Origin of the sequence: Bacillus sp. UMB0893, from assembly GCF_002858905.1 — a bacterium.
GTDB lineage: Bacteria > Bacillota > Bacilli > Bacillales > Bacillaceae > Bacillus_P.
Genome location: NZ_PKLB01000012.1, coordinates 60,876 through 71,529, shown reverse-complemented (window position 1 = coordinate 71,529; position 10,654 = coordinate 60,876). Strand labels below are relative to the sequence as shown.

The 10,654-nt window shown below is 43.4% G+C and carries 11 protein-coding genes, 1 rRNA gene and 1 riboswitch; all 12 genes read left to right on the top strand.

Annotated features, from left to right (window positions below):
* A 5S ribosomal RNA gene (rrf, locus tag CYJ36_RS21715) occupies nt 1-87 on the top strand; the annotation flags it as partial.
* Between the two features lie 280 nt (nt 88-367).
* Nucleotides 368-514: a hypothetical protein gene (locus CYJ36_RS23920; protein ID WP_180850535.1), complete on the top strand. Its 147-nt coding sequence runs from the start codon at nt 368-370 to the stop codon at nt 512-514.
* Between the two features lie 680 nt (nt 515-1,194).
* Nucleotides 1,195-1,716, top strand: a complete 522-nt coding sequence (locus CYJ36_RS21710) for a DUF2179 domain-containing protein (protein WP_224768156.1) — start codon at nt 1,195-1,197, stop codon at nt 1,714-1,716.
* Complete coding sequence (locus CYJ36_RS21705) at nt 1,713-1,913, top strand: NETI motif-containing protein (RefSeq protein WP_101569333.1); 201 nt, start codon at nt 1,713-1,715, stop codon at nt 1,911-1,913. Before CYJ36_RS21710 ends, CYJ36_RS21705 begins: the two co-directional genes overlap by 4 nt.
* 87 nt (nt 1,914-2,000) lie before the next feature.
* Nucleotides 2,001-2,102, top strand: a riboswitch (purine riboswitch).
* 116 nt (nt 2,103-2,218) lie between these two features.
* On the top strand, nt 2,219-2,707 hold the full coding sequence (gene purE / locus CYJ36_RS21700; RefSeq protein ID WP_101569332.1) for a 5-(carboxyamino)imidazole ribonucleotide mutase: 489 nt from the start codon (nt 2,219-2,221) through the stop codon (nt 2,705-2,707).
* Nucleotides 2,694-3,824: a 5-(carboxyamino)imidazole ribonucleotide synthase gene (purK, locus tag CYJ36_RS21695; protein WP_101569331.1), complete on the top strand. Its 1,131-nt coding sequence runs from the start codon at nt 2,694-2,696 to the stop codon at nt 3,822-3,824. Before purE ends, purK begins: the two co-directional genes overlap by 14 nt.
* A gap of 15 nt (nt 3,825-3,839) precedes the next feature.
* Entirely contained in the window at nt 3,840-5,132 is a 1,293-nt protein-coding gene (purB, locus tag CYJ36_RS21690; protein ID WP_101569330.1) for an adenylosuccinate lyase, read from the top strand.
* A 241-nt stretch (nt 5,133-5,373) separates the two neighbouring features.
* On the top strand, nt 5,374-6,099 hold the full coding sequence (purC, locus tag CYJ36_RS21685) for a phosphoribosylaminoimidazolesuccinocarboxamide synthase (RefSeq protein ID WP_101569340.1): 726 nt from the start codon (nt 5,374-5,376) through the stop codon (nt 6,097-6,099).
* Entirely contained in the window at nt 6,087-6,341 is a 255-nt protein-coding gene (gene purS, locus CYJ36_RS21680; RefSeq protein WP_101569329.1) for a phosphoribosylformylglycinamidine synthase subunit PurS, read from the top strand. The genes purC and purS overlap by 13 nt, the downstream gene beginning before the upstream one ends.
* A complete protein-coding gene (purQ, locus tag CYJ36_RS21675; protein ID WP_101569328.1) occupies nt 6,338-7,021 on the top strand; it encodes a phosphoribosylformylglycinamidine synthase subunit PurQ in 684 nt (227 codons plus the stop codon). Before purS ends, purQ begins: the two co-directional genes overlap by 4 nt.
* Nucleotides 7,005-9,233, top strand: a complete 2,229-nt coding sequence (gene purL / locus CYJ36_RS21670; protein ID WP_101569327.1) for a phosphoribosylformylglycinamidine synthase subunit PurL — start codon at nt 7,005-7,007, stop codon at nt 9,231-9,233. Before purQ ends, purL begins: the two co-directional genes overlap by 17 nt.
* A complete protein-coding gene (purF, locus tag CYJ36_RS21665) occupies nt 9,209-10,636 on the top strand; it encodes an amidophosphoribosyltransferase (protein WP_101569326.1) in 1,428 nt (475 codons plus the stop codon). The genes purL and purF overlap by 25 nt, the downstream gene beginning before the upstream one ends.
* Nucleotides 10,637-10,654 lie beyond the last annotated feature (18 nt).

Genomic DNA, 10,654 nt, shown 5'->3' with positions numbered 1-10,654 from the left:
CGTTCCCATGCCGAACACGGAAGTTAAGCTCTTTAGCGCCGATGGTAGTTGGGGGTTTCCCCCTGTGAGAGTAGGACGTTGCCAGGCATGCAAAGAAGAAGGACAGCAGAAATGCTGTTCTTTTTTGTATGGTCAAAACCCAAGAGGGTTTTAAAAAGATTAGCAGGAACGAAAGTCGACTTCCATCTTGAGGGTTGGGAGGAGCGAGCAGGTCGAGGAAGCAAGGGAGAGAAGACCGGAGCGTACGAATGTACGTGAGGATCTGAACGAGTGAAGCTGACGAAGAGATGCGAAGCTCATCGCAAGCCGATTGCCGAATACGGAAGTTAAGCTCTCTAGCGCCGATGGTAGTTGGGGGTTTCCCCCTGTGAGAGTAGGACGTTGCCAGGCATGCAAAGAAGAAGAACAGCAGAAATGCTGTTCTTTTTTGTATGGAGAAAAGAGAAAAAATGGCCAAGTGCAGTTAGGAGAATGGAGGTTTGAAGGTGGGCTTGGTGCAAATTGTGGGGAGTAATCAGAAATACAATAATCGCTCACTACAATGGAAGCAATCCCTGTTTTTATTAGAAAAAATGCATTATAAAGGTTCTACAGCTAGGAGTATCCAATTCCATTGAGGAAACAGCAGCAAATGTAACAGGGATTTGCACGAGTTATGGAAGCAGATGGAAAAGTGCACAGAAAATCATGGTTTGCGCACAGAAAAGTGTGTTATCGCACAGAAATTCTGGCTCTCTGCACAAAAATGATGGACTGCCGCACAGAAGATACAGAATTTGACCTTTTGAACAAATATATTTAGTTGTAATTGGCTAAACGAGTATAAAACCGTGCAGAGGGAGCGGAAAATTGTAGAGAATGATCACAAACGACATAAGCCGGGCACTTTAACGGAAGCAGTCTCTTTTTTTATTAGAAAAAAGGCCATTTAAAAGGTTTTATATGCCCAACTGCATCGAAGGGAAGGCTGTGATGGGCGTGCGAGACACTTACATATGACTTTCCTCAATTGGTTTTACAGCTTTGTTTACAGGTAATATGTAAGTAATGGCTGTACAAAGTCTGCAGTTTCGTCATACACCTAAATCCACCATTGTCTCTGAAGAGAAACTTTAGTAAGATATGACCTGTCACTTCATTTTATTGGGTACAGCTGAGTTAGGAGGAAGTCGATTGCTTTCAAATAGTGTAACGATGGTTTTAATCATCTTGCTCATCAATATTGTTTATGTTTCGTTTTTTACGATACGCATGATTTTGACGTTGAAGGGTCAGCGGTATTTAGCTGCATTTATCAGTACGATAGAGGTTGTTATTTATGTCATTGGTCTAGGGCTGGTGCTGGATAATTTAAATGAGATTCAGAATTTGATTGCGTATGCGGTGGGGTATGGCATTGGTGTTATTGTTGGGATGAAGATTGAGGAGAAGCTTGCACTTGGGTATATTACTGTTAATGTGATTTCGACTGAGAATGAGAAGGATATGCCGGCCATCTTAAGAGATAAGGGATATGGTGTGACAGATTGGATGGCAAATGGACGTGAGGGCGACCGTTTGGCTATGCAGATTCTGACACCCCGTAAATATGAATTGAATTTGTATGCTGCGATTAAGGAGCTGGATCCGAAGGCGTTTATTATTGCTTTTGAGCCGAAGACGATACACGGGGGTTTCTGGGTAAAAGCTGTGAGAAGGAGCAAGATTGAAATATGACGGATAAACCTAAAAAGCGAAAGTTTGAGGTGCAGGAGGGCGAGACGATCGATAGCTGTCTTTCCAGAATGCAAAAAGAAGGGTATATGCCTGTAAGAAGAATGGAAGAGCCTGTCTTTAAAGAAGAAAAGGTAAATGGTGCAATTGAAGTGGTACCTTATGGGAAAAAGATTGTTTTTGAAGGGAAATTGATCTAAATACGAACAATTTTAACCCGATCAACAAGATTGTTCGATTTTGCGTTGACAACTTCTTAAATGTGCTGTTATGATAAACATGGATATAAAAACGAATGTATTTTACCTCATATAAAGTCGGGGATATGGCCCGAAAGTTTCTACCCGATAACCGTAAATTATTGGACTATGAGGGAAAGTAATTGTTAGCCTGTCATGGAACGGCTTGCTTTTAAAATGTTCTGATGCCTGGTTTGTATTGCTTTCTCTTATATAGAGAATCAATGCATGCTGGGCTTTTTTTATGGACAAAAGGTGGGATATGGATGGAACCGATGGTAGGAATTATAATGGGAAGCACGTCAGACTGGGATACGATGAAACATGCTTGTGAGATTTTAGATGAGCTGCAGGTGCCTTATGAGAAAAAGGTCGTTTCCGCACATCGTACACCTGATTATATGTTTGAATATGCAGAAACTGCTAGAAATAGAGGATTAAAGGTTATTATTGCAGGCGCAGGCGGAGCGGCGCATTTGCCGGGGATGGTGGCAGCGAAGACTACACTTCCAGTTATCGGGGTACCTGTCCAATCAAAAGCGTTGAATGGAATGGATTCTCTGTTATCTATTGTACAAATGCCAGGAGGTGTTCCAGTTGCAACTGTCGCAATTGGAAAAGCCGGAGCTGTAAACGCAGGGCTGCTGGCTGCACAAATTCTATCGATATCGAATGAAGAGCTTGCTGGGTTATTAGATAGCAGACGTGAGCAAACAAGAAAAAAAGTGTTCGAAAGCAGTGATGAGCTTGTCTAATAAAACAATATTGCCGGGTTCAACGATTGGAATCATCGGCGGAGGTCAGCTTGGCCGGATGATGACAGTTGCTGCAAAAAGCATGGGGTATGATGTTGCGGTATTAGAACCAACACCCAATTCACCATGCGGACAGCTTGCAGACTATGAGATTACTGCGCCCTACAATGACCTGGACGCCATTAAGAGACTGGCTGAAATTAGCAATGTGATTACGTATGAGTTTGAAAACATAGATTACGAGGCTTTAAAGTGGATTGAAGAGAATGCCTGCTTGCCGCAGGGTTCAGCCCTTCTTTCTATGACACAGGATCGCGAAACTGAGAAAAAGGCGATTGTCGAAGCTGGCTGCAAGGTTGCAGACTACCGGATCGTGAAAACAGAAACAGAGCTTGCCGCTTCAATTGATGAACTTGATTATCCTTGTGTTTTGAAAACGTGCAGAGGTGGATACGATGGTAAAGGGCAGGCTGTGATCAAGCAGAAAAGCGATTTTCAAGCAGCAGCAGATCTTTTAAAAAGCGGAATTTGTATTTTAGAGAAATGGGTAGCGTTTGAAAAAGAGGTATCGGTTATTGTTGCCAGAAATTCAGATGGCGAAATCTTCACTTTTCCAATTGCAGAGAACATTCATGTAAACAACATTCTGCATCAAAGCATTGTGCCGGCAAGGATAAAAGAAGAAGTTTCTGCAGAAGCGAGGAAACAGGCAATTCTGCTGGCAAAAGCATTCAACTTAGTTGGAACGCTTGCAGTCGAAATGTTTGTGGCAGAAGACGGCGGCGTGTTCATTAATGAGCTGGCTCCAAGACCGCACAACTCTGGTCACTATACGATTGATCTTTGTGAGACGAATCAGTTTGAACAGCACATCAGAGCTGTATGCAATCTGCCTCTAGGCAATCCTAAGCTGCTGCATCCTGGTTTGATGGTCAATGTTTTAGGCGAACATCTTCCGCTCATATTAAATAATCTTTCGTTATTTCGTGAAGGTAAGATATACTTGTACGGTAAAAAAGAGGCGAAGCACAAACGGAAAATGGGGCATGTCACTTTTTTAACAGAAGGTATCGAAGAAAAAGAAAAAGAAATCAACAAATTATGGGGTCAACAATAGAACGGAGGATTTATCATGATTGAACGTTACACAAGACCTGAAATGGGTGCCATCTGGACGGAAGAAAATCGCTTTAAAGCTTGGCTTGAGGTTGAAATACTTGCGTGTGAGGCATGGGCTGAGCTTGGACATATTCCGAAAGAAGACGTAAAGCTGCTTCGTGCGAACGCATCGTTTGATATTGAAAGAATTAAGGAAATTGAAGAAGAAACGCGCCACGACGTCGTTGCTTTTACTAGAGCCGTTTCTGAGACTCTTGGTGAAGAGAGAAAATGGGTTCATTACGGCTTAACGTCCACAGATGTTGTCGATACTGCACTTTCTTATCTTTTGAAGCAGGCAAACGATATTCTTTTAAAAGATATTGAGAACTTTGTTGAGATCTTAAAAAACAAAGCAATTGAACACAAATATACCGTTATGATGGGCCGTACTCATGGTGTACACGCTGAGCCGACAACGTTTGGACTTAAGCTTGGATTATGGTACGAAGAAATGAAACGTAACTTAGAGCGCTTCAAGCGTTCAGCAGAGGGCATTGAATTTGGAAAAATGTCTGGTGCTGTTGGTACATATGCGAACATTGATCCTTTTGTTGAAGCATATGTGTGTGAAAAATTAGGTTTGCAGGCAGCTCCAATCTCAACACAGACGCTGCAGCGCGATCGTCATGCCGATTACATGAGCACACTTGCATTGATTGCAACTTCGATTGAAAAATTTGCAACAGAGGTTCGCGGACTTCAAAAGAGTGAAACGCGCGAGGTTGAGGAATTCTTTGCGAAAGGTCAAAAAGGATCTTCAGCAATGCCTCATAAACGCAACCCGATTGGTTCTGAAAACATGACAGGACTTGCGAGAGTCATTCGCGGCTATATGATGACAGCTTATGAAAATGTACCGCTTTGGCATGAGCGTGATATCTCACATTCATCAGCAGAGCGCATTATTCTTCCAGATGCGACGATTGCATTGAATTACATGCTGAATCGATTTAGCAACATCGTGAAAAACTTAACGGTGTTCCCGGAAAACATGAAGCGCAACATGGATCGCACTCTTGGCCTGATTTACTCTCAGCGTGTACTGCTTGCATTGATTGATGCAGGAATGACACGTGAGCAGGCTTATGATATCGTTCAGCCAAAAGCAATGGAAGCTTGGGAAAAACAAGTTCCTTTCCGTCAGCTAGTAGAAGCGGATGGCACGATTACGGACCGTTTATCAAGTGAAATCATTGATGACTGCTTTGATTACAATTACCACCTGAAAAGTGTAGATACTATCTTTGAGCGTTTAGGTATTTAAGCGGAAACTTAAAAAACAAAGAGGTAAATATATTATTTGCCTCTTTTTTAAGAAGCGGAGCAGAGTCTTGCACTTCGGTGTCCAGCTCCATCGCCTAACTCCTCGGCCAGAACGGCTCCGCCAGTAAAGGCAAAAAGCGCCTTTTCTGTCGGATCCTTATCTGTCTGTCGGAGCTAACCAGGCGATTCCGCATTTCTAAAGTTCCCAATATTCTGTCGTTACTAGGAGGATTTTCATGACTATCGAAAAGTTGAACCTGCTTTATGAAGGCAAGGCTAAGAAAATTTACCGCACGAATGAAGATGAGGTTTTGCTAGTTTCATATAAGAACTCTGCAACAGCGTTTAATGGAGAGAAGAAGGCTGAAATCGAAGGAAAAGGGCGTTTGAATAACGAAATTTCAACGCTGCTGTTTGAAAAGCTTGCTGAGAACGGGATTGAGAGTCACTTTATTAAAAGACTTTCTTCTACCGAGCAGCTTGTGAAAGAGGTTAAAATTGTACCGCTTGAGGTAGTGGTTCGAAATATTATGGCAGGAAGTCTTTCAAAACGACTGGGAATAGAAGAAGGAACACCGCTTAAAACACCAATTGTAGAATTTTATTATAAAGATGATGAGTTAGGCGATCCGCTGATTACAGAAGATCATATTGAATTGCTGGAAGCTGCAACGAAAGAACAGATAAAGCAGCTGAGAGAAGCCGCTTTAAAAGTGAATCAGGTATTGATCAGCCACTTCAAAGACTGCGGCATCCGTTTAGTTGATTTTAAATTAGAATTTGGTTTAACAAAGGATGGCACACTGCTTTTAGCGGATGAGATTTCGCCTGATACGTGCCGGTTATGGGATGAAAAAACGAATGAGAAGTTTGATAAAGATGTTTTCCGCCGTGATATCGGCAGCTTAACAGATGCATACTCGGAAATTTTAAATCGTTTAGGAGGAGAAACAGCATGTACAAAGTAAAGGTATTCGTTACACTCAGAGAAAGCGTTCTTGATCCACAGGGAAGCGCGGTACAGCACGCCTTGCACAGCATGAACTACAAAGAGGTTAGCGATATTCGGATCGGTAAGTACATGGAACTTACGATTGAAAAGACTGAGCGTGATTTAGATGCGACGGTTCGTGAAATGTGTGAAAAGCTGCTTGCAAATACAGTGATTGAAGACTACCGCTATGAGGTGGAGGAGGTTGTCGCACAGTGAAATTCGCCGTCATCGTTTTTCCGGGATCAAACTGTGATATCGATATGTTCCACGCTATCAAGGATGAGCTTGGGGAAGAAGCAGAGTACGTTTGGCATGATGAAACAGATTTAAGCCGATTTGACGGCATTCTACTTCCTGGGGGCTTCTCTTACGGAGACTATCTTCGGTCAGGCGCAATTGCGCGTTTTGCCAATGTCATGAAGGAAGTTGTCAAAGCTGCAGAAGCAGGCAAGCCGGTTCTTGGCGTATGCAACGGGTTTCAGATCTTGCTTGAAGCAGGCTTATTGCCAGGTGCGATGAAGCGCAACGAAAACCTGAAGTTCATGTGCCGTCCGACAAACCTTGTCGTTCAAAATGATAATACAATGTTCACATCTGCTTATGAAAAAGAACAGGTCATCTCTGTTCCAATCGCACATGGTGAAGGAAACTACTACTGTGATGAGCTGACTTTAGCTAGATTAAGAGAAAATAACCAAATTGCTTTCACATATAAAAACAACCCAAATGGAAGTTTAGAAGATATAGCGGGAATCGTAAATGAGCGCGGAAATGTTCTTGGAATGATGCCACACCCTGAACGTGCGGTTGATGAACTGCTTGGTGGCGCCGATGGTCTGAACCTATTTAAATCGATCGTGAAAAACTGGAGGGAATCTCATGTCACTACTGCTTGAACCAACACAGCTTATGATTAAAGAAGAGAAAATCTACCGTCAAATGGGCGTTAGTGATGATGAGTTTTCAATGATTGAATCGATTATGGGGCGCTTGCCGAATTATACAGAGCTCGGGATTTTCTCTGTTATGTGGTCAGAGCACTGCAGCTACAAAAATTCAAAGCCTGTATTAAAAAAGTTCCCAACATCAGGTGAGCATGTTCTTCAAGGACCTGGAGAAGGAGCCGGGATTGTTGATATTGGTGACGATCAGGCGGTTGTTTTTAAAATTGAAAGCCATAATCACCCTTCAGCAATTGAACCTTATCAAGGTGCAGCAACAGGTGTCGGCGGGATTATCCGCGATGTGTTTTCAATGGGTGCACGTCCGATTGCTCTATTAAACTCTTTGCGCTTCGGGGAATTAACATCTCCGCGTGTCCGTTATTTGTTTGAAGAAGTTGTTGCTGGTATTGCAGGTTATGGAAACTGTATCGGAATCCCAACGGTCGGCGGAGAGATTCAGTTTGATCCTTCTTATGACGGCAATCCGCTTGTCAATGCAATGTGTGTTGGGTTAATCAACCACGAAGATATTAAAAAAGGTGTTGCAAAAGGAATTGGCAATACCGTGATGTATGTTGGTGCAAAAACAGGCCGAGACGGGATTCATGGAGCGACGTTTGCATCTGAAGAATTAACAGATGCATCAGATGAAAAACGCCCTGCTGTTCAAGTAGGCGACCCGTTTATGGAAAAGCTTTTGCTTGAAGCTTGTCTAGAGGTTATAAAGTGTGATGCTCTTGTTGGGATTCAGGACATGGGAGCTGCGGGACTTACAAGCTCAACTGCTGAAATGGCGAGCAAAGCCGGTTCAGGCATCGAAATGAATTTAGATTTAGTGCCGCAGCGGGAAGCAGGCATGACACCTTATGAAATGATGCTCTCTGAATCACAGGAGCGGATGGTACTAGTCGTTGAACGTGGCCGCGAGAAAGAAATCACCGACATTTTTGACAAATATGAGCTTGAAGCAAAAGCAATCGGGGTTGTAACAGATGATAAAATGCTCCGCCTTCTTCATAAAGGCGAGATAGTTGTAGAAATTCCGGTTGATGCATTAGCAGAAGAGGCACCTGTCTATCACAAGCCATCAGCAGAGCCTGCTTATTACAAAGAGTTTCAGCAGATGGAAGTAAGCACACCGCAGGTAGATGATCTGCAGGAAACTCTTGTGAACCTTCTTAAGCAGCCGACGATTGCAAGCAAAGAATGGGTTTATGATCAATATGACTACATGGTCCGCACAAATACAGTTGTCGCACCTGGTTCTGATGCTGCAGTACTTCGCATTCGTGATACAAATAAAGCACTTGCGATGACTACAGACTGCAATTCTAGATATCTTTACTTGGATCCTGAAGTTGGCGGGATGATCGCTGTAGCTGAAGCAGCACGAAATATCGTATGTTCAGGCGGAAGACCGCTTGCGATTACAGACTGTCTGAACTTTGGAAATCCAGAGAAGCCGGAGATTTTCTGGCAGATCGAAAAAGCGGCAGATGGGATGAGTGAAGCGTGCCGTGTGCTTAACTCTCCAGTTATTGGCGGAAACGTTTCTCTATACAATGAAACGAATGGCACAGCCGTTTATCCGACACCTGTTATTGGAATGGTTGGATTAATTGAAGATACAAAATACATCACGACACAATCCTTTAAAGAAGCAAATGATCTGATTTACTTGATCGGCGAGACGAAAAATGAATTTGGCGGCAGTGAGCTGCAGAAAATGGTTCACGGAAAAATTTTCGGGAAAGCACCTGAAATGGATCTTGGAGTTGAAGTTGAGCGTCAGGCGCAAGTATCTGCTGCAATCCGTGCAGGATTCGTAGCATCTGCACATGACGTAGCTGAAGGCGGTTTGGCAGTTGCGGCTGCAGAAAGTACATTTGGAACAAACGGACTTGGTGCAAGCATCACAGTTAATGGTGAAGCTGTTGCCGCGCTGTTCAGTGAAACACAGTCCCGTTTTATCGTGACAGTAAAGCCTGAACACCAGACTGCTTTTGAAGAAATGACAGATGCAGCTTTAATCGGAAGCGTAACAGAAGATGCAGCATTCACTGTGAAAAATGAAACGGGCGAGATCTTAATTCAATCGAAGGTAAGCGCGCTTGAAAAAGCTTGGAGAGGAGCGATTCCATGCTTGCTGAAATCAGAGGGTTAAACGAAGAGTGCGGAGTGTTCGGTATTTGGGGACATTCTGAATCACCGCAAATCACATATTACGGCTTGCACAGCCTTCAGCATCGCGGTCAAGAGGGTGCTGGCATCGTCTCAACGGATGGAAAGAAGCTGACTTGCATTAAAGGTCAAGGTCTGATTACAGAAGTATTCAGCGGCGGCCGTTTGAATGATATTAAAGGAAAAGGAGCCATTGGCCACGTTCGCTATGCGACGGCTGGGGGAGGCGGATTTGAAAACGTCCAGCCTCTTCTTTTCCGTTCAGAAAGCGGTGGCTTGGCCCTTGCGCATAACGGTAACTTAGTGAATGCGAATGGACTGAAGCATCAGCTTGAAAACCAGGGCAGTATTTTTCAATCCACATCTGATACAGAGGTGCTTGCTCACTTAATTAAAAGAAGCGGCTATTTCTCAATGAAAGATAAAATTAAAAATGCATTGACGATGATTAAAGGCGCTTATGCCTTTTTAATCATGACAGAAACGGAAATGATGGTGGCGCTTGATCCGAATGGATTGCGCCCATTGTCTCTGGGAATGCTTGGCGATTCTTATGTTGTTGCATCTGAGACATGTGCATTTGATATTGTAGGTGCAACGTATCTTCGTGAGGTTGAGCCTGGCGAACTTTTGATCATCAATGATGAAGGATTGAAATCGGAGCGCTTCTCAATGAACGTGAACCGCGCGATCTGCAGCATGGAATATATCTATTTTTCAAGACCAGACAGCAACATTGACGGAATAAATGTTCATACAGCACGCAAAAATTTAGGAAAACGCATGGCCGTTGAAGCACCATTTGAAGCAGATGTTGTAACTGGCGTCCCTGATTCAAGTATTTCCGCTGCGATCGGATATGCGGAAGCATCAGGAATTCCTTATGAGCTCGGATTGATTAAAAATCGTTATGTCGGCAGAACGTTTATCCAGCCTTCTCAATCATTGAGAGAGCAAGGCGTAAAAATGAAGCTTTCAGCTGTGCGAGGTGTTGTTGAAGGCAAGCGGGTTGTCATGGTTGATGATTCAATCGTAAGAGGAACAACAAGCCGCAGAATTGTTGGTATGCTGAGAGATGCTGGAGCAACGGAAGTACACGTATGCATTACATCTCCGCCAATCAGCAATCCATGCTTTTACGGAATTGATACGTCTTCAACTGAAGAATTGATTGCTGCCAGTCATTCCGTGGAAGAGATCCGAGAAATTATTGGAGCTGACACACTGACCTTCTTAAGTGTGGAAGGGTTATTAGAAGGCATCGGACGCCCGTATGAAGGTGAGCGCCGCGGCCAATGTTTAGCATGTTTTACAGGAAAATATCCAACAGAAATATATCCAGATACAGTATTGCCTCATGAAAAGGAAGAAGTGCTGACGAACTAAGAGCGGGAGGAATGTGTG

Bases quoted from the DNA above. Each gene is read 5' to 3' on its own strand.
- CYJ36_RS21710 (WP_224768156.1), top strand. From the start codon at position 1,195: ATGGTTTTAATCATCTTGCTCATCAATATTGTTTATGTTTCGTTTTTT.
- CYJ36_RS21705 (WP_101569333.1), top strand. From the start codon at position 1,713: ATGACGGATAAACCTAAAAAGCGAAAGTTTGAGGTGCAGGAGGGCGAG.
- purE (WP_101569332.1), top strand. From the start codon at position 2,219: ATGGAACCGATGGTAGGAATTATAATGGGAAGCACGTCAGACTGGGAT.
- purK (WP_101569331.1), top strand. From the start codon at position 2,694: ATGAGCTTGTCTAATAAAACAATATTGCCGGGTTCAACGATTGGAATC.
- purB (WP_101569330.1), top strand. From the start codon at position 3,840: ATGATTGAACGTTACACAAGACCTGAAATGGGTGCCATCTGGACGGAA.
- purS (WP_101569329.1), top strand. From the start codon at position 6,087: ATGTACAAAGTAAAGGTATTCGTTACACTCAGAGAAAGCGTTCTTGAT.
- purL (WP_101569327.1), top strand. From the start codon at position 7,005: ATGTCACTACTGCTTGAACCAACACAGCTTATGATTAAAGAAGAGAAA.
- purF (WP_101569326.1), top strand. From the start codon at position 9,209: ATGCTTGCTGAAATCAGAGGGTTAAACGAAGAGTGCGGAGTGTTCGGT.